16 protein-coding genes are annotated in these 19,435 nt (G+C 61.8%); 8 read left to right on the top strand and 8 right to left on the bottom strand.

Translation table 11 applies throughout. The features are described from left to right. The first annotated feature begins 13 nt into the window (after positions 1-13). Together QNI87_RS05065 and QNI87_RS05060 are read left to right on the top strand one after the other, a co-directional pair. The gene (locus QNI87_RS05065; RefSeq protein WP_300594851.1) at positions 14-1,273 is read left to right on the top strand and encodes a cyclopropane-fatty-acyl-phospholipid synthase family protein; all 1,260 of its coding nucleotides are present in this window, start codon (positions 14-16) and stop codon (positions 1,271-1,273) included. A gap of 47 nt (positions 1,274-1,320) precedes the next feature. Then, complete coding sequence (locus tag QNI87_RS05060) at positions 1,321-2,532, top strand: serine hydrolase (protein WP_300594849.1); 1,212 nt, start codon at positions 1,321-1,323, stop codon at positions 2,530-2,532. A 57-nt stretch (positions 2,533-2,589) separates the two neighbouring features. On the opposite strand, the gene QNI87_RS05055 is transcribed toward QNI87_RS05060, so the two are convergent. The 3 genes from QNI87_RS05055 to purF form a co-directional block, all read right to left on the bottom strand. After that, a complete protein-coding gene (locus QNI87_RS05055; protein WP_300595320.1) occupies positions 2,590-2,937 on the bottom strand; it encodes a PilZ domain-containing protein in 348 nt (115 codons plus the stop codon). Positions 2,938-3,131: 194 nt separating this feature from the next. Further along, a complete protein-coding gene (locus QNI87_RS05050; protein WP_300594847.1) occupies positions 3,132-3,842 on the bottom strand; it encodes an SDR family NAD(P)-dependent oxidoreductase in 711 nt (236 codons plus the stop codon). After that, on the bottom strand, positions 3,839-5,329 hold the full coding sequence (purF, locus tag QNI87_RS05045) for an amidophosphoribosyltransferase (RefSeq protein ID WP_300594844.1): 1,491 nt from the start codon (positions 5,327-5,329) through the stop codon (positions 3,839-3,841). Before purF ends, QNI87_RS05050 begins: the two co-directional genes overlap by 4 nt. Before the next feature lie 272 nt (positions 5,330-5,601). Here purF and QNI87_RS05040 point away from each other — a divergent pair, with 272 nt between their 5' ends. The 4 genes from QNI87_RS05040 (at position 5,602) to dnaE (ending at position 11,613) form a co-directional block, all read left to right on the top strand. Then, positions 5,602-6,840, top strand: coding sequence for a lipoprotein-releasing ABC transporter permease subunit (locus tag QNI87_RS05040; RefSeq protein ID WP_300594841.1), 1,239 nt, complete (start codon positions 5,602-5,604; stop codon positions 6,838-6,840). Then, positions 6,833-7,507 carry an ABC transporter ATP-binding protein gene (locus QNI87_RS05035; RefSeq protein WP_300594838.1) on the top strand — a complete coding sequence of 225 codons (675 nt, stop codon included), beginning with the start codon at positions 6,833-6,835 and terminating at the stop codon, positions 7,505-7,507. Before QNI87_RS05040 ends, QNI87_RS05035 begins: the two co-directional genes overlap by 8 nt. A 63-nt stretch (positions 7,508-7,570) precedes the next feature. Continuing rightward, positions 7,571-8,050, top strand: a complete 480-nt coding sequence (locus QNI87_RS05030) for a glutathione peroxidase (RefSeq protein ID WP_300594835.1) — start codon at positions 7,571-7,573, stop codon at positions 8,048-8,050. 74 nt (positions 8,051-8,124) lie between these two features. Beyond that, on the top strand, positions 8,125-11,613 hold the full coding sequence (gene dnaE / locus QNI87_RS05025) for a DNA polymerase III subunit alpha (protein ID WP_300594832.1): 3,489 nt from the start codon (positions 8,125-8,127) through the stop codon (positions 11,611-11,613). An 86-nt stretch (positions 11,614-11,699) separates the two neighbouring features. On the opposite strand, the gene QNI87_RS05020 is transcribed toward dnaE, so the two are convergent. After that, the gene (locus QNI87_RS05020; protein ID WP_300594829.1) at positions 11,700-12,836 is read right to left on the bottom strand and encodes an OmpA family protein; all 1,137 of its coding nucleotides are present in this window, start codon (positions 12,834-12,836) and stop codon (positions 11,700-11,702) included. A gap of 244 nt (positions 12,837-13,080) precedes the next feature. Between QNI87_RS05020 and QNI87_RS05015 the strand changes: the two genes are divergently transcribed. Both QNI87_RS05015 and QNI87_RS05010 read left to right on the top strand, forming a co-directional pair. Further along, positions 13,081-14,679, top strand: a complete 1,599-nt coding sequence (locus tag QNI87_RS05015; RefSeq protein ID WP_300594826.1) for a long-chain fatty acid--CoA ligase — start codon at positions 13,081-13,083, stop codon at positions 14,677-14,679. 6 nt (positions 14,680-14,685) lie between these two features. After that, positions 14,686-15,126 carry a DUF1330 domain-containing protein gene (locus QNI87_RS05010; RefSeq protein WP_300594823.1) on the top strand — a complete coding sequence of 147 codons (441 nt, stop codon included), beginning with the start codon at positions 14,686-14,688 and terminating at the stop codon, positions 15,124-15,126. Here QNI87_RS05010 and QNI87_RS05005 read toward each other — a convergent pair. The 4 genes from QNI87_RS05005 to QNI87_RS04990 form a co-directional block, all read right to left on the bottom strand. Further along, positions 15,123-15,662, bottom strand: a complete 540-nt coding sequence (locus QNI87_RS05005) for a hypothetical protein (protein ID WP_300594820.1) — start codon at positions 15,660-15,662, stop codon at positions 15,123-15,125. The genes QNI87_RS05010 and QNI87_RS05005 overlap by 4 nt on opposite strands. A gap of 117 nt (positions 15,663-15,779) precedes the next feature. Continuing rightward, a complete protein-coding gene (locus QNI87_RS05000) occupies positions 15,780-16,889 on the bottom strand; it encodes a PA0069 family radical SAM protein (RefSeq protein ID WP_300594817.1) in 1,110 nt (369 codons plus the stop codon). A 245-nt stretch (positions 16,890-17,134) separates the two neighbouring features. Then, complete coding sequence (gene moaB / locus QNI87_RS04995; protein ID WP_300594815.1) at positions 17,135-17,665, bottom strand: molybdenum cofactor biosynthesis protein B; 531 nt, start codon at positions 17,663-17,665, stop codon at positions 17,135-17,137. 18 nt (positions 17,666-17,683) lie between these two features. Further along, the gene (locus QNI87_RS04990) at positions 17,684-19,375 is read right to left on the bottom strand and encodes a lytic transglycosylase domain-containing protein (protein WP_300594812.1); all 1,692 of its coding nucleotides are present in this window, start codon (positions 19,373-19,375) and stop codon (positions 17,684-17,686) included. Positions 19,376-19,435 lie beyond the last annotated feature (60 nt).

Genomic DNA, 19,435 nt, shown 5'->3' with positions numbered 1-19,435 from the left:
TATGTAGGCCTCCATGAACGCGGGCGGAGTAGGAACGGGATCACGCGGCGAACCGCTCCTGAGCGGCGGGGCCCGTTTTGCCAGCGCTCCCGGCCTTCTCTCGCGTCTGATCGCGCCTGGCTTTCGCGCCATCATCAATGCCATCGACAGGGGTCTGGAGCGCGGATCCTTACTCGCTCATCTTCCCGATGGGTCCAGTGAGCTCCTGGGCGGACGCAGGCCCGGGTTTGACGCGCAGATACATGTCCGCGACTGGCGCGCGCTCCTGCGGTTGGCGACCAGCGGCTCAATCGGTTGGTATCAGGCCTACGAAGCCGGAGAATGGGAGTGCGACGATCTGGTCGCGCTATACGCAATCATGGGCGACAACGCGCTTACCCTGGGCAACGCCGCGCGCGCTTCCGGACCGTTCCGATGGGCGGCGAACCTCGCGCATCGCTACAACCGCAACAACCGGGCGGGCGCGCAGCGCAACGTTGCCGCGCATTACGACCTTGGCAACGATTTCTACCGCGCATGGCTCGATCCCAGCATGAGCTATTCCAGCGCGCTCGGTCTTGATCCGATGGCGGGTGAGGACGGGCTTGAAGCCGCTCAGCGCGCCAAGATCGAGGCGATTGTCAAACGGCTTGGGCGCCCCAGCGACGCGCTTGAGATCGGCTGCGGTTGGGGCACCTTGTCCGAACGGCTCGCCGATCGCGGCGCAAACGTGACGGCGATCAGTCTGTCGGACGAACAGCTTGCCTACGCGCGCTCGCGCTGTTCGCCCTTCATCCGCTTCGAAAAGCGCGATTACCGCGACGTCGAAGGGCAGTACGATGCGATTGCGTGCGTCGAGATGGTGGAGGCTCTGGGGCGCGAATACTGGGGCGACTTCATGGATGTTATCGCGCGCTCGCTTCGCCCCGGAGGAAGAGCGGCGATCCAGTATATCTCGATGGCAGAGGAGCTGTTTGAATCCTACGCCGGATCGGCCGAGTTTATCCAGGCCTACATTTTCCCCGGTGGGCTGCTCATCAAGACCAGCGAGTTTCGCGCGCTGGCGCAGGCGAGGGGGCTTGGATGGCACGATCAATGCGATTTCGGGCTCGACTATGCCGAGACGCTCAAGCGTTGGCGCACGCGTTTTGAGAGCGCGGTTGAGAAAGACCGTCTCCCGGACGGTTTCGATGCGCGTTTTGTCCGGCTCTGGCGCACCTATCTCGCCTATTGCGAGGCGGGCTTTCGCTGCCGTAACGTGAATGCTCATCAAGTGACGCTGACAAAATCCTAACGCGCCGACTTGAGATTGGATTGGAAGAGGGGCCCTGTTCTATGGGAATGAAGAAATGGTTGTTGGCGGGAAGCGTCGCGCTGGGCGTGAGCGGCTGCACCGCCACGATGCAGACCGCCAATGGCGTGGACGCAGCTCTTCCAGAGCTCGAAGAGGTCCGCCTCCTCCCACCGCCCGAAGTCGACCCGGCCGACCTTCAGGTTCTGTTCTGGAATGATGAGCAGCGCTCGCAGCGTTTCCGCGAGATGGAAAAGTGGTTTGCGGGCCATGAAGTGCCCGCAGCGACCACGCCTAGCAAACTTGTCAGGGGCGATCCCCTTCCCGAGGCGATCGCAAGCGAAATCCGCGCGACCATGGCGAAGACGAACGCGGCGGGCGTGATGGTCTGGCACAAGGGCGCGGTGCGCTTCGAAGACTATGCCCTCGATTTCGGACCCGAACAGCGCTGGACCAGTTTCTCGGTCGCCAAGAGCTTCACGTCCACGCTGCTTGGCGCGGCGATTGCGGATGGGTTCATCGGCGATCTCAGCGATCCCGTAACGCAGTACATTCCCGAGCTGGAGGGCTCTGCTTACGACGGCGTCACCGTCAGGCAGCTCGCCACCATGACGAGCGGGGTCGCGTGGAACGAGGATTACACTGATCCCGACAGCGACGTCGCGCAGATGAACAGATACGTGCTCGAATACGGCGCCAATGCGATTGTCGAGCAGATGAAGCGGCTTGAACGCGACACGGAGCCGGGTGCGAAATTCGTCTACAAGACCGGCGAGACCAATCTCATCGGCCTGCTGGTCGAGAATGCGGTAGGTCTTCCGCTTGCCGAATACGCGCAGGAGAAGATCGTCGAACCCGCCGGTTTCGAAGGCGGCCTGTTCTGGATGGTCGATCCGCGCGGCGGCAATATCGGCGGCTGCTGTTTGTCGCTGAGCCTGGCCGACTACACGCGTATGGGTGTTTTCGTGTTGAACGAGGGCCGCTCTCCCGACGGGACGTCGAGTGTGCCCGACGGTTGGTTCGGTGAAGCGGGCGATTCGGTCGTCGACTTTGGCGATTCCGGTTTCGGCTACGGCTATCAGTGGTGGACCTATCCGGGAGGCAACTTCGGCGCGCAGGGCATTTTCGGTCAGTCGATCACGCTCGTGCCGTCGCAGGATCTGGTGCTTACGGTGGTCAGCAATTGGCCGAAGGCGACGAGCGATGAATACCGGAGCGCTTGGAGCGCGGTCGCGGCCAAGATTGCCGCATCGGGAACCTGAAAAAGGGGGTAGGGGCCGCGCCTGGCTCGCGGCGCCCCGTTTTGGTCTGGTGGTCGGTCAGATGGCCTTGCGCGGCGCCGAAATGTGGCTGTAGCGCTGGAGAATGTTGTCGTGCACGATCGGGCTGAGCAGCTCGCTGAATGCGCAGCCGACGATGCAGTTGTCCCACCAGACCACTTCGCTCTGCAGCGCTTCAAGGCCCGGCAGCGTCAGCCAGCACACCTGGCCCTCGTGCATGCGATTGATCGACGCAGCGGAGAACCCCGAGATCGACAGGTCGTGCACCACGCTCTGAAACGCCCGGCCACCCGAGGCGCGAAGCGTGGCAGGAATGGTCAGTTTTGTCCGCGGCGCGCAGCGATCCTCCTGCGCAGCGAGATCGTAAGTGTTTTTATCCGTCGGCATCGCTTGTTTGCTCTCGTACCAGTAGCGGTTGGTCTCTTGCCAGTGGTCTGGAACGCGAATGTGGTCGCGTCTCATAGACACCGCTTTGCGTTTCCAACCGATAGACGAGAACGGTTAACGAGGGGTTTTCGAGGATTTTTTTTGGACGGATGAAATGAAACCTGTGTCGAAGCAGGCACTTATCCGTCTCAGCGTCAGTCCACTCGCTCGCGGTGCAGGCCGTCAAAGTCTTCGCTCAACAGGGCGACGAGGCGGTCCGCCACCACTTCGGGCGGTTTCACGGTTTCGGGATCTTCGCCCGGATAGGCGCGCGCGCGCATTTGCGTGCGGGTTGCACCAGGGTCAATGATGGCGACGCGTACAGGGCTGAGCCGTTCGACTTCGGCAGCGTAGGTTGCGAGCAAATTTTCAAACGCGGCCTTGGTCGATCCATACGCGCCCCAGAAGGGGCGCGGATTTGCGCCCACGCTGCTGGTAAGGCCAACAACCCGCCCCTTGTCCGAACGGCGCAGCAAGGGATCGAAGTTGGCCAGCAAAGCCTGTGTGGCAACCACATTGGTCATCATCGCTTCGTTGAACTGCTTGGGATCAACCTGCGAAAGCGGTGTGAGCTCCGGCAAATAGGCGGCTGAAAGCAAGAGAATTTCGAGTGTATCCCAGCGACCGGCAATAGCGCTCGCCAGACGCGAAACGGAGTCCGCTTCGGTCAGGTCCACTGGCGCGATGGTCGATGTGCCGCCCGCCTCGTGGATGGCGTCCTCTATGGCTTCGAGCGGTTTGACCTTGCGGGCCACAAGAATGACGTGCGCCCCGGCCTTGGCCATGGCGATAGCGCTCGCAGCGCCAATTCCGCGGCTTGCGCCGGTCACGAGGGCGGTCTGGCCCGCCAGGGGTTTATCGGTCATGTGTTCGTTTCGCTCTCAATCGCGAGCGAGAGTTGCGCTTCTTGCGCGCGCGCCATCTCCCGGTCGGTCAGCGGTGTGGGATAATCGCCGGTGAAGACCGCGTCGTGGTACTTGGGCGCGTCATTGTCGCGACCGCGATCTTCCCCGACGGCGCGGTAGAGGCCGTCAATCGAGATGAAACGCAGCGATTCGACGCCGACGAAATTGCGGATTTCCTCTTCCGACATTTGCGCAGCGATCAATTCGCCGCGCGTCGGCATATCGACCCCGTAGAAATCGGGCCACATCGTGGGCGGGCTGGCGACACGGAAATGCACCTCGCTCGCGCCCGCTTCGAGCACCATATCCTTGATTTTCTTCGAGGTCGTCCCGCGTACGACGCTGTCATCTACGAGCACGACGCGCTTTCCCCGCATCAGCGACCGATTGACGTTGAGCTTTAGTCGCACGCCCATGTCACGGATTTGCGCGGTGGGTTCGATAAAGGTGCGCCCGACATACTGGTTGCGCACGATTCCCATTTCGAACGGGATACCCGATTGCTGGGCGAAGCCGATCGCGGCGGGCGTGCCGCTGTCGGGTACCGGGCAGACCATATCCGCTTCGACCGGCGCCTCGATCGCGAGCTGCTTTCCGATTTCGCGGCGCACTTCGTAGACGGACCGGCCTCCAATGATCGAATCGGGCCGGCTGAAATAGACGTATTCGAAGATGCACGGGCGCGGGCGCACCGGTTCGAAAGGCCGGTAGGTTTCGACGCGGCCGTCGCTGATCACGACCATCTCTCCCGGCTCGATCTCGCGCAGCAATTCAGCCCCTATAATGTCGAGCCCGCAGGTTTCGGACGAAAGCACATATGCGTCTTTCAGCTTGCCGAGCACAAGCGGGCGAATGCCAAGCGGATCGCGCACGCCGATCAGCTTGGAGCGGGTCATCGCAACGATGGAAAACGCCCCTTCGACCTGGCGCAGCGCGTCTTTCATCCGGTCCGGAATGGTCTTGCCAAACGAACGCGCCATCAGATGGATAATGCATTCGGTGTCGGACGAGCTTTGGAAGATCGCCCCGCGCTCGACAAGATCGCGCCGCAAAGCGCGGGCGTTGGTGAGGTTGCCGTTGTGGGCAATCGCCGCGCCGCCCATCGCGAACTCGCCAAAGAAGGGCTGAACATCGCGGATCGCCGTTGCGCCCTTGGAGCCGGAGGTCGAATAACGCACATGACCGATCGCGATCGGGCCGGGCAAATGGGCCATGACGCTGGCGCGGGTGAAGTTATCGCGCACATAACCGAACTTGCGCGCGGACTGAAAACCATCCTTCTCGCTATAGGAGACGATCCCGCCCGCTTCCTGCCCGCGGTGCTGAAGCGCGTGAAGCCCCAGCGCGACGAAATTGGCCGCGTCTTGCACCCCGCTCATCCCGAACACGCCGCACTCCTCGCGCAGCCTGTCCTCGTCAGGATCGAATTCGGGCGAGGAAGCGCGCATGTCTCGGACCTGTTGGCTGCTGGCGTCAGGGCGGCGTCGCTCGCTCAATGGCGATGTTACGGACCAATTACAAGTCGGCAAAACAGGTGACCGTCAAGCCTGTCCTCAGGGCGCTGATTTTTCTGCCCTGAACAGCCCGCCAATCCGCCAGCGTTACGCACAAAATGCTGGCGTAAACGCATTGTGCGCTATGCAGCCTGCTTCTAAGGCTCTGGACACGCTGGCGCGTGCCGGTCTCTTTTCGCTCCATCTCTCCTCCACGAAGCCCGTCAATGCTCTCACCCTTCGAACGCATGATCGCCAAGCGCTACCTCTGGCCGGGCAAGGGGGAGGCGTTCATTGCGCTCGTCGCGAGCATCTCGATTGGCGTTGTCATGCTCAGCGTGGCGATGCTTGTGATCGTCATGAGCGTGATGAACGGGTTTCGCGGGGAGCTTACGGACAAGATCGTGGGGCTTAACGGCCACGCGATCATCCAGGCCTATGGCGGCAAGCTGGAAGACTGGGAAAACATTCTGGAGGATGTGAAAGCGACGCCCGGCGTGGCAGACGCGTCGCCTCTTATCGAGCGCCCGACGGTGGTGTCCTTCAATGGGGTGGCCTCGGCGATCTTCCTGCGCGGCCAGATCGATGAGGACCTTGTCGAGCTTGAGGAAAAGGTCGTGATGGGCAGTATCGCGAACTTCGTGCCGGGCGAGCGGCGCGTGGCCATCGGAACGCGCCTTGCCCAGAACATCGGCGCGCGGGTGGGGGATACGATCACCGTGATCAATGTCGACGGGCGACCAACCCCGTTTGGTACGCAAATCCGGCGCGTGGGCTATGAGGTCGCGGCAATCTTCGAGGTCGGCATATACGATTACGATGAGAAATTCGTGATCATGCCGATGGCGGACGCGCAAACGCTGTTCCTGATGGGCGATACGGTCGGGCAGATCGAAGTAACCGTGGATGATGCAAATAGCGTGGGCGAGATCCTCGCTCCTATCCGACAGGCGTTGGGGACGCAGGCGGTGATCGCCGATTGGCGTACCATCAATTCGGCGTTGTTCGAAGCGCTTCAGGTGGAACGCGCGGCGATGGGGTTTGCCTTGAGCTTCATGGTGCTCGTGGCCGCTTTTAACATTCTTTCCAGCTTGGTCATGCTGGTGCGCGCCAAGACGCGCGACATCGCGATCATGCGAACGATGGGGGCAACGCGCCGCTCTCTGCTCAAGATCTTCGTGACAACTGGCACGACGATCGGAGCAATCGGAACGATCGCCGGGCTCCTCCTTGGCGCGCTCGTCCTGTTTTTCCGGGAAGAGATCACGGGGGGCGTTGCCTGGCTCACGGGCCAGGAATTGTGGGACCCGGAAGTGCGGTTTCTTTCAACACTGCCCGCCAAGGCCGATCCTTGGGAAATCGCCGCTATTATCGCGCTCGCGCTGATCCTCAGTTTTCTGGCCACGCTTTATCCCGCGCTAAAGGCGGCGAACACCGATCCGGTTCAGGTGCTGCGCTATGAGTGAGCCGATCGCGCGCCTCACCGACGTCAAACGCAGCTTCGAGCAGGGCGGGCAGCGCATCGACGTGCTGCGCGGGGTCAATCTGACCATTCAACCGGGTGAGATCGTGGCGCTCCTGGGCCCTTCGGGATCGGGCAAATCGACCCTGCTGCAAGCGGTCGGGCTGCTCGAGGGCGGCTTTGAAGGCTCGATCGCGATCGCAGGCGTCGCTGCGCAGGAACTGCCGAGCGATCAGCGCACGGCACTTCGGCGCGCGCATTTGGGTTTTGTCTACCAGTTCCACCATCTCCTCCCCGATTTCAACGCGCGCGAAAACGTGATCATGCCGCAGATGATCGCGGGGCGGGGGCGGGCCGATGCCGAAACGCGCGCTGACAGCCTGCTGTCGAGCCTTGGCTTGCAGCAGCGCCTGGAGCACCGCCCAAGCCAGCTTTCGGGCGGTGAGCAGCAGCGGGTGGCGGTGGCGCGGGCTCTGGCAAACCGGCCCACACTCGTGCTGGCGGACGAGCCCACCGGCAACCTTGATGAAACGACTTCGGACACCGTGCTGGCGCAGTTTCTCGAACTGGTGCGCGGAGAGGGAAGCGCGGCCTTGGTGGCGACACACAATGAAAGGCTGGCGGCACGGATGGACCGCGTGGTGCGGCTTGTCGATGGGGTTCTGAAATAGGCGCTTGCCGAGCGCTCCGGCTGTCCCCATCTGCCTGCAAGGCCAGTTAGGGAATCCCAACACATGACCACCATTGCCGATTTTACCGTCACGACCAATCGCGGCGAAGAGCTCGATCTGGCAACCAAGAAGGGCAAGGTTCTGCTTGTCGTCAACACCGCATCGAAATGCGGCTTTACCCCGCAATATGACGGGCTGGAGAAGCTGTATCAGCAATTCAAGGACAAGGACTTCGAAGTGCTGGGCTTCCCGTGCAACCAGTTTGGCGCTCAGGAGCCGGGAAACGCCGACGAGATCGCGGAGTTTTGCAAGGTCAACTTCGGCGTCACCTTCCCGTTGATGCAGAAAATCGATGTCAACGGCCCTGACGCCTCGCCTTTATTCGACTGGATGAAGAAAGAGCAGAAGGGGATCATGGGCTCGACTTCGATCAAGTGGAACTTCACGAAATTCCTGATCGACCGAGAGGGCAAGGTTGTGAAGCGCTATGGTTCCAACGACACGCCCGCGCGCATCGCGAAGGATATCGAAAAGCTGCTGTGAACGCGCCATTCCTTCTACTCAAGGAGTTCTCCACAGCGCCTTACGAATCGGCTCGATTCTCCTAGATTGCGAGCATGCCATTCGCTCCGTTCGTTCCATTGCGCGTCCTGTCGTCCTATTCCATGCTGGAAGGCGCGATCGATCCCAAAGCGATCGCCAAGCTTGCCAGGGAGCGCGGCTTTCCGGCCATCGCCATCTGCGATCGCAACGGACTTTACGGCGCGGTCATGTTCGCAGGCGCGTGCAAGGATGAAGGCGTTCAGCCCATCATCGGCGTTCTGCTGGGCGTCGCGCGAGAGGGATCGCAAGGCAAACAGGTCGATTACCTGCCGCTCTACGCGCAGGACGAGGCGGGGTATGACAATCTGTGTCACCTGGTCTCGAAGGCGCATCTGGAGCGCCCACTGGAGCTTGAGCCGCACGTCATGCTCGGCGATCTGGAGGGTCACACCGATGGTCTGATCGCGCTCACCGGAGCGGGCGAGGGTGCGCTCACCCGGCTGCTGGCGGAGGGGCAGGGTGCCGCCGCGCAGGCCGTGTGCGATAACCTTCAGGCGTTGTTCCCGGAGCGGCTCTATATCGAACTGGCTCGGCACGCAGACCCTGTCTGCGAGCGCGCCGAAGAGGCGCTGATCGATCTCGCCTACGCGCGCGATCTTCCGCTGGTGGCCTCCAACCCCGCCAACTTCGCCGAGCCGCATATGCATCAGGCGCATGACGCCATGCTGTGTATCGCGGGATCGAATTATATCGTCGATGACGATCGCCCGAAAACCAACCCGAACGCTTTCGTCAAATCGGCGAGCATGATGGAAGAGCTGTTCGAAGATCTGCCTGAGGCGACCGCGAACTCGCTGGTGATCGCGCAACGTTGCGCTTACGCTCCGCCTTATCGCGATCCGATCCTGCCGAGCCTTGCGGGCGATCAGGAAGGCGAAGCGGCGATGCTCGCCGAACAATCGCGCGCGGGCCTTGAAAAGCGGCTCGAGCCGTATGGCGAGATGGATGAAGAGACCCGAAAGGTCTATTTCGACCGTCTCGAATACGAGATCGACATCATCGTGAAGATGGGTTTCCCTGGTTACTTCCTGATCGTTGCCGACTTCATTCAATGGGCGAAGGATAACGGCATTCCGGTCGGACCGGGCCGCGGTTCGGGCGCTGGCTCGATTGTCGCCTGGGCGCTGACGATCACCGATCTCGATCCGATCCAGCTTGGCCTGCTCTTCGAACGCTTCCTTAATCCCGAACGCGTGTCGATGCCTGACTTCGATATCGATTTTTGCGAAACGCGCCGGGGCGAAGTCATCCGCTACGTTCAGGAAAAATACGGGGCCGACCACGTCGCGCAAATTATCACTTTCGGAAAGCTGAAAGCGCGTGCGGCGATTCAGGACTGCGGGCGCATCCTTCAGATGGGCTTCAACAAGCGCAACGACCTGGCCAAGATGGTGCCCAACCACCCGACCGATCCCTGGGATCTCAAACGTGCTCTCAACGGCGCGGCGGATTTCAAACGCGAATACGACAACGACGAGGACGTGAAGCAGCTCGTCGATCTCGCGCTTCAGCTGGAGGGGTTTCCGCGCAATTCCTCGACCCACGCGGCCGGTGTCGTCATTGGCGACCGTCCACTGTCCAAGCTCGTCCCGCTCTACCGCGACCCGCGTTCGGACATGCCGGTGACACAGTACGACATGAAAAATGTCGAGAGCTCGGGGCTCGTCAAATTCGATTTCCTCGGCCTCAAGACCCTTAGCGTTCTGCGCAAAGCGGTGGATCTGCTGGCCGAGCGCGGGATCGATATCGATCTGGGCGCGCTGCCGCTGGATGATAGGGGCGTCTACAATCTCATGCAGGCGGGTAACACCGTTGGCGTTTTCCAGCTGGAATCGGACGGGATGCGTCGCACGCTCAAAGCGGTGAAGCCCTCCAATTTCGGCGATATCATCGCGCTGGTCTCGCTCTACCGCCCCGGGCCGATGGACAACATTCCACTGTTCGGACAACGCAAGGCCGGCGAAGTCGCTATCGAATATCCGCACCCCAAACTCGAAGGCATTCTGGCGGAAACCTACGGCATCTTCGTCTACCAGGAACAAGTGATGCAGGCCGCGCAAATCCTGGCGGGCTATTCACTCGGGGATGCGGACCTGCTGCGCCGCGCGATGGGCAAAAAGAACCAGGCGGAGATGGACAAGCAGCGCGCGATCTTTGTCGAAGGATGCAAGCGTGTTTCGGCCATCGATGCGGGGCAGGCGAACGAATTGTTCGACTTGATCAACAAGTTTGCGGGCTATGGTTTCAATAAGTCGCACGCCGCAGCCTACGCGCTGCTTGCGTACCAGACGGCCTGGCTAAAGGCGCATTATCCCGAAGAATTCTACGCCGCTTCGATGTGTTTTGACCTGCACCAGTCGGAAAAGCTGAGCGTGTTTGTGGACGACGCGCGGCGTTATCCCGTGGAGGGCGGCGTTGAAGTCCTGCCCCCCGATATCAACGCCAGCGAGGCGCGGTTCACGGTTGAACAGACCGATCATGGCTACGCGGTCCGTTACGCGCTCGCTGGTATCCGCAATGTCGGCGAAAAGGCGATGGACCAGATTGTCGACGAACGCGACGCGAACGGCCCGTACCGGAGTTTGAAGGACCTGTGCGAGCGTGTCCCGCAAGGCTCCATGAACCGTCGGCAGCTCGAAGGATTGATCTGCGCGGGTGCGCTCGATGGTCTTGAGGAGAACCGCGCGCTTCTTCACGCCAACGTCGATACGTTGCTGGCGGTCACCGAAGCGGCGATCCGTGAGCGCGAAAGTGGCCAAACAGCGCTCTTCGGCGGCGATCAAGGGGGCGATGAGCCCCTGCGCCTATCTCCCACAGACCCATGGTCTCGCGCTGAAAAAATGGCGCAGGAACGTGAGAATTTCGGCTTCTTCTTTTCCGCACACCCGGTGCAGCATTATCGCGAAGCCGCCTCGGCTCAGGGAGCGCGCACCTATCAGAGCATCATGGAAGCCGGTGCGCCGCCGGGCGGTCGGGGTCACGCTGCCATTGCGGCGATGGTTGAAGGGGCGAGCAAGGGCCGAACAAAGCGCGGCGCGGAGTTTGTGCGCGCGGACTTCTCGGACGCGACGGGCCAGTTCAAGGCGGCGTGCTTCGAGGGGTCGCTGGTTGAGCAGTTCGAGCGCTGGGCGAAGACGGGTGAGTGCCTGTTGCTGAGCGTCGAGCTTGATTCGCCCAATCCCGGCGAACCGCCCCGCCTCACCGTGAGGGGAGCCAAACCGCTGTCCGATGTTCGCGGTCGCGTGCCGATGCGGCTTGAGGTCGATGTGCGCCACGCAGCCGCGTTCGAGATGTTCCGCCATGAGCTTGAAGCGTCAAGCGACACGCCGGGTGAGGTGGTGGTGCGGTTGGCTATGGCGAACGGGCAGGACGCGCTCGTCCGGCTTGGAACACGCTTCCGCCTCGATGGCGAAATGGCCAATCGCATTTCTCAGATCGAGGGAATTGAAAACGTCCGGCTGGAACCTGTGCGTGGGGAAGCCCCGCTCAAACTGGTCGCCTGACCTTCAGCTCCAGGCTCTTGCCGGATGCGCCAAGAAAGGGCCGGAGGTTTGCGCCTCCAGCCCTTTCTTGACGGAAGCGGCCCGGACTACCGACCGGAGCCCGGGCCGTAGGTGATTTCCACACGGCGGTTGCGCTGTTCGCGCACACCGTCTTGCGTCGGAACCATCGGTTGCGCTTCGCCAAAGGCTTCGCTGGCGATGCGATCAGCGGCGATGCCGCGACCGATCAGATATGTTTCAACCGCAGCGTTTCGGCGTTCGGCCAGGCCGACATTGTACTGCACCGCGCCCGCCCGGTCCGTGTGGCCTGCAAGCATCACGCGTGCCGAGCCGCAGTCAGCATAGGACGTCGCGGCGCCATCGAGGATGCGCGCGGCCTCGGGCGTGATCTCGCTCTCATCGAAATCGAAGAACACGATGTAGGGCCCGGTGTTGCACTCAACGACAGGAGGCGGCGGAGGAGGAGGTGGTGGTGGCGGAGGCGGCGGCGGGGCAGGAGGAGGCGGCGGCGCCGGTGGGGGAGGCGGGGGAGGAGGCGGGGGTGCCTTGCGCCCGAAGTTGTAAACCACGCTCGCAAGGATGGAATGCGCAGAATAATCGACCTCGGCGGGCACACCCACCGCCGTATCGATGCTGAAATCATCGATCACGAAATAGCGATACTTCAGTCCCAGATCGATGTTCTCGGTCACCGGGAAACGCAATCCGGCGAGCGCCTGATAGGCAAGATCGGTCGCGCTATCATCGATGACAGTGCCTACGCCATCGACCTCGACAGGAATATCGACATTGGCGACCCCGATCCCGCCGCCAACGAAAAGGTTGAAGCCGTCGTCCTTGCCGATATCGATCAGAGCGTTGAGCATCCCGGACCAGATCGTAAGGTCCCGCTCGTTCTGGACGACCGTGCCGGACGCAACCGGTGCGCCGGGCACCACTTCTGGCAGGACGACCGTCAGGCCGTTGTAACCGTTGCGCTTGTATCCCCCTTCGGCTTCGAGCCGGAATGGCCCGAAATCGTAACCGACGACGACATCGAGATCGAGGCCGGTTTCGGTGTCCGCGAAGGCGGCGTTTTGCGCGGGATCGGTGGCCGTGTCGACGTCGACCTGGTCCTCAAGGCTGACGCCTGCGTTAACGCCAAGATAAGGCCCTTCGCGAGCGGCCACCGGTGTGGCGACAAGCACGCTGGCGCATGCCAGCAAGAGTGCGGTTCTCTTCATATCGTGAGGTCCTCCATGCTTATGGCGCAGCGATAAGCGAGCTTTGTTACAGCCGCTTGGCATCGTCGCGCTCCCTGTTCGGCAAGCCCGGACCGGTCCCAAAACCGAAACCCCATCGGCTTGCGCGTTCGGCATCGCCTCAAGGAGATCGGGCAAACGCTTCGCCCAGACCTGTTGCCAAGGCTGATGGTGCGCGGCATGAATGCGCCAAAGCACAACGTATCCATTGAGAGAGGAACGACCCATGCTGGGAGCCATGCAGGACTGGACCATGCGCGTGACACACGTGATCGATCACGCGGCGCGCGAGAATGGCGCGCGCGAGATTGTGACGCGCTGGGCCGATGGTAACGAGACACGCACGAATTGGTCCGGCATTCGCCGCGACGCGCTCAAAATGGCGCAGGCGCTTCAGGCTCTCGGTCTCAAGAAAGGGGACAAAGTCGCAAGTCTCGCCATGAATCACTCACGCCATCTTGTCAGCTGGTACGGTGTGGCCGGGATGGGCGGGGTGCTCCACACTGTGAATCCCCGTCTTTTTGACGACCAGCTCGAATACATCGTCAACCACGCCGAGGATAAGGTGCTGTGTTACGACGCGGCCTTCCAGCCGATCGTCGACAGAATGAAGGACCGCTGGAAGACGGTGGAGCATTACATTTGCTTCGACAGCGGCGAGCACGCGCCCGCCTTCGAAGACTGGATCGGCGCGCAGGATGGCGATTTCGACTGGGTCACGGGGGACGAAACCGATCCGTGCATGATCTGCTACACTTCGGGCACCACGGGTAACCCCAAGGGCGTGCAATACGAGCACCGCTCAACCGTATTTCACGCTCTTGCGGGACTTCAGCCGGCAACCTTCAACTTCAGCGCGGCCTCGGTGATGCTGCCCGTGGTGCCAATGTTCCACGCCGCCTCCTGGGGCCTGCCCTATGCGGGCGCGATGGCGGGAGTGAAGTTCGTCTTCTCTGCGGTTAACGATCCGGCCGTGCTGCACGAGCTCATGCTGAGCGAGAAGGTCACCGACAGCGCCGGTGTACCCACCGTCTGGCTCGCGCATTTCCAGTATTGCGACGCGCAGGGCATCGATTTGCCGCCGCTCAAAGCCGCGACCATTGGCGGCTCGGCGGCGCCCAAATTCATGATCGAGCGCCTGATGAAAAACGGGACGCGGGTGCAGCACGCCTGGGGCATGACGGAAACCTCGCCGATTGGCACTGTAGGCTCGCCCACCTGGGACTGGGAGGATCTCAGCTTCGAAGAGCGCGTTGCCAAGACGATGATGCAGGGGCGCCCGATCTTCGGCGTTGAACTGCGCACGGTCGATCTCGATGACATGACCACCGAATTGCCGCGCGATGGCAAGACCTCGGGCGCGCTACAAATCCGGGGGCCATGGATCATCAAACGCTACTTCAAGGCCGACAAGGACGCCGCCAGCCCCGAAGGCTGGTTCGACACGGGCGATGTCGGGATCATCCATCCCGACGGCACGCTGCAACTGACCGACCGCACCAAGGACGTGATCAAATCGGGCGGCGAGTGGATCAGCTCGGTCGAGCTCGAAAACGCCGCCGTGGGCCATCCCGCCGTCGCCGAGGCGGCCTGTATCGGCATGCCGCATCCCAAATGGGACGAGCGTCCGGTGCTCTTCGTCGTCCCGAACGACGGCGCGCAGATCACCAGTGGCGAATTGATAGAGCATCTCAAGCCGCAAGTCGCCAAATGGTGGCTGCCCGACGCGGTCGAATTCATCGACGAGATCCCGCACACCGCGACGGGAAAGATCAGCAAGAAGGACCTGCGCGACCGCTTCCACAACTACAAGCTGGAGGCGTAAGACGCGATGGCGGTGCCCTATATCGATCCGTCGCCCGAAAACTGGAAGGCGTTCAAGGACCTGCCGCGCGATGAGCCCATCCATATGCTCAACCTGCTGCGCTATCGCGATCTCGCGAAATATCCAGAGGACCATGAGCATCACGGCAAGGGGTGGTCGGGCCGACGCGCGTATGAGGAATACGGCAAGACGAGCGGCCCGATCTTTTCGCGCGTCGGTGGCGAGATTGTCTGGCGCGGCGCGTTCCAGACGATGGTCACCGGGCCGACGCCCGATCAAAAGGTCTGGCACGATGGTTTCGTCGCCTTCTACCCGAATTCGGCGGCGTTCCTGGAGATGGTGACCGATCCGGATTATCAGAAGGCCGTGACCAACCGCACCGCTTCACTGGTGGACAGTCGGTTAATGCGGTTTGCACCGGGCGTGTTGGGGGATGGGTTTGGTTAGACCATATATTCTTCGAGATGATCACCTAGATCATCAAAGCCGTGGCTCATTTCCGAGACCGTAGCGGACCGACCATCTTCGAAGGTGATCCTCCAATTGCCTTCGCCATTCGCCTGCTTAATCTCGACAATCTCATCAAAGCTGTACTCGGTGAAACGCCGTAATGTCCAAAGCCTGATCCGATCATCACGCCAGCAGATCCTGTTCGCGTAGAACAGCCACCAGACTACAAGTGCGCCGAGACCGAATGCCAGTGCTAGGAGCAGCATTCCCGTTTCTTGGTACTCGGCATCCGCACGCGCAGACCCTACGAAAAAGTAGAGCCACCACATCAGCAGTGAGAAGAGTAGCGACCCTACCACGGCAAAGTGATGCATGAAGGAAGGCCGAACCCACTGCCAACCCTCCGAATCAACAGGCGCTGACTTCAGACTTCTTGCGGTGAAAAACACCATCGCGCCAAAGATCGCGCTGTAGACGACGAATTGGAGAATATTCTCCAATGTGAAGTCGAAGGTCGTCAGAAAGCGTAACAACGGATAGGTGCTCCCGTCTTCGTTTAGGAGTTATTCTCTCGACGTTGACAAACGGTTACGCATTCGGATCTTCGAGACCTCCGGCCCGTGAGCCTGAACTTCGATGGTGGTCTTGTGTCAAAACAGCCGCATCTGCCCACCGACCTCCGGCGGTCTGAAGCGTGAGCAATCGAGCTCGAAGCGATGCTTCCCCACGCCCGCCCGTTTGCACGCGACCTTGAAGCGCGCCCGAAACAAATCCGCCCACACGCCGCTCGGGTTCATGCGCGTGAAGAAGTCGGGATCGTTGTCGCGGCCCTTTCCATCCTTTGAGCGGATCGAACGCACGATGCTCATCACCTTGCCCGCTCGCTCGGGATAATGGACGTCGAGCCATTCGCGGAACAGCGGTGCGACTTCGTGGGGAAGGCGCAAGGGTATCCAGCCGACGCTTTGGACGCCCAACGCTGCAACCCGTTCGATGATCGCCTCCATGAATTCATCGGTGAGTGCGGGGATGATGGGCGAGATCGAGCAGTGCGCGGGCACACCGGCGCGCACCAGCTTGCCCAATGCCGCAAGCCGCTTGGCGGGGGCAGCGCATCTGGGCTCCAGCTTGCCCGAAAGCGCTGGATCGAGGGTCGTAACCGAAATCGCGACAGCGACCAATTGCTTCGCCGCCATCTCTTGCAGAAGGTCGAGGTCGCGGATCACCCGGTCCGACTTGGTGGTGATCGTCACCGGGTGACGCGCGTCGAGGCACACCTCAAGGAGCTGCCGGGTTATGCGGTAGGTGCGCTCGATCGGCTGATAGGGATCGGTGTTGGTCCCCATCGCAATCGGCCTGGGCCGATATTTGGGCTTGGCCAGCGTCTCGCGCAGCAGCCGTGCAGCATCGGGCTTGGCGAACAGCTGGGTTTCGAAGTCGAGGCCGGGGGAAAGGTCGTGAAAAGCGTGCGTGGGGCGCGCAAAGCAATAGACGCAGCCATGCTCGCACCCGCGATAGGCGTTGATCGAGCGATCGAAAGGCACATCGGGCGAGGTGTTGAAGCTGATGATGCTCTTGGGGTGTTCTTCGGTGACGCGGGTGCGCAACTTGACCGCCGGACCGTCCAGTTGCCGCATGTAATCGCGCCAATCGCCATCTATTTCCCGCTCGGCCAGTCCGAAGCGTGTCGAGACATCACCCGAAGGTGCGCCGCGTCCATTCTCCGCATCGGGATGGGTGTGGGAGAGCGGGGTTCGCATGAAAGGAACGTATAGAGAACAACCGGAGCGATGTCACCGCAGAATTCGTTTTCCTACACCGGTACTCCTGCGCTTGGGATCGGACTTCCTTGCGAACAATAGTTTCGCAGAAGGTGGATCGAGTAGGATAAGTGTCAACTTCGCAGGATGGTTTTAAGACATTGTTTCCAAGAGGGAAAAGGACGGAATTGCCGGTTGACAGGGTGTCGGCTTTGTCACCTTCGTCTGCCGATGGGCGAGCGGATCTATTTCTCGCGCAAACGCGGCATCAGCTCGATGAAGTTGCAGGGGCGATTGCGGCTGTCCAATTGCTCGGCGAGGATGCCGTCCCAGCCATCCTTCACCGCGCCGTTCGAGCCGGGCAGGGCAAAAATGTAGGTGCCGCGCGCGACGATCGCGCAGGCGCGAGACTGCACGGTGCTGGTGCCGATCGTCTTGTAACTGAGCCAGCGAAACAGCTCGCCAAAGCCGGGAATGTCACGCCCGCCTTCGATCCGCGAAAGCGCCTCGGGCGTCACGTCGCGGCCCGTCAGGCCCGTGCCGCCTGTGGAGATGATCGCGTCGATCTCACGGTCCTCGATCCACCGATCGAATCGATCAGCGAGCAGATCTGCGTCGTCTTTCACGATCGCCCGTGCGGCCAGCGTGTGTCCAGCGTCTTCCAGTCGTTTCACCAGGATGTTGCCCGACGTATCGGTTTCGGGCGTGCGTGTGTCGGAGACCGTCAGGACCGCGATATTGATCGGTTGGAATATCTTCTCCGGATCGATCGCCACGGCGCTGTTATCCCTTCCCTATTCGCCACGCCCCAGTTGCGCGCTGCGCACCCTAGAGACCACGGGAAAGTCTGGCCAGCGCCCTTGCGCCAGCGCTCGGCGCGAGGGGGAGGGGACGCCCGCCGCGCGCTCATACATCCAGTAGTTGCGCATCACGATCGCGACGTAGCCGCGCGTCTCCCAGTACGGGATCGATTCCATCCAGAGCAGAGGATCGCCAAAGTCCCTGATCTCGGCGTTCCAACGCGTCACCGGTACCAGACCAGCGTTGTAGGCCGCCATGATCTTGGGCAGCTTGCCGCCCGTGGCTGGCGCATCGCGCAGCATCTCGAGATGCCGCTGGCCATAGGCAAGGTTGACCTCGGGATCGTTGAGATCGGCGTAGCTTGCGCCAAGGTTCATCCTGCGATTGTGATCGCGCGCCGTGCCCGGCATGATCTGCATCAGCCCGCGTGCGTTTGCGGGGCTCACGGCGGAGGCGCGAAAGTTCGACTCCTGAAGCGCGTGGGCAAAGGCGAGCGCCGGATCGACCCGCCAGCCTGTCTTGGGACGCCAGCTCGCCACCGGATAACGCAGCGCCGGGTCGGCCCGCTCCCCGTAAGGCGCGTGGTGCGCCATGAAGAGCTGGGTGGAGGGAAGACCCAATTCGCGCGCCAGCCTCGCCAGCGAGGTGTAAGCGCGGGCGCCGCCGATCTTGGCTTCGTGTCGCAGCACTTCGTCGGCAAGGCTTGTCTGGCCCACCTCTATCAACGCAACGGCAACCTGAGCGTTCGGGCGCGCTTGCAACAGGCGCCAGTCGTCGGAGGTAAAGCCCGCACCAACGCTCATGGGCGCCAGCGCAAGGCCGAGCTGATCGCCCGCGAGCATTCCGTAGAGCGTTTCGCTGTATTGCGCGGCGTTCAAAAGGTGGTCTTGCGCTCGGCCCGGTTCGCGGCAACGAATAAGCGCGCGGTGCGCCCAGTAATGCGCCGCCGCCGTAAGCTCGAGGTTGGTGGATGTGTAGGCCGCCTTGGCAAAGGCGTTGGCCGCGAGATCGCAATAACCAAGTCGCCAGGACGCCAGCCCGGCAACCCATTCGCCTTCGGCAACCCAGGGCCCGCTGCCATCAGCTACGGTCTCGGCAATCGCCAGCGCGCTTGTGTCGTCGTTCTCGATGTAAAAGCTCCACGCCACGCGCTGCCGCCATTCGGCCCGCGCTTCGGAGCTCAGCTGAGCGTCGACCTCCACCAGAGCGGTGTGCGCGGTTACGGGATCATCGTTCTTGATCGCTTCGAGAACAGCCAAGCGGCTGCGTTCGGGCATTGTACCGTCGCGCACGGTGCGGGGGCGGATGCGCTTGGCGGCGCCTGTCTGAAAACGCAGCGCCTGCTCGCTGGGAAAAGTTGGGAGGTCATCGAGGCCTCGCCTGGCTCCCATCCGACCCAATTGCTCCGATTGCGGCAAATGGACTCCGTCCCGAAACCACTCCGCGATCCGCTCACCGCCGACTTTTGGACTTCGCGCATGCGTAAAATACTCGGCAAGCGCCACTTGGTAGAGGACTTCGCCGCGCGCGTTCTTGAGCTGCGTCTCGACCGTCTTCCAGTCTTCAGCGTCGATCGCGGCGAAGACGGCCCGATAACGTGCCCGCTGCTGCTCGGAAAGGATCCGCGGCAGCGCTCGGCTCAGACGCGTGGAGATATCCGGGGCGTTCTCGTAGTGTGCCGCCATACTGCCCGGGATCTCGAGAGATTGCGCCAGCGCGCCCTGGTTCCCGAAGAGAAAAGCGGC

The organism is Erythrobacter sp. (assembly GCF_030066995.1).
Lineage (GTDB): Bacteria > Pseudomonadota > Alphaproteobacteria > Sphingomonadales > Sphingomonadaceae > Erythrobacter.
Note: the sequence above shows the minus strand (reverse complement) of the source record. Positions and strands in the feature narration are given on the sequence as shown.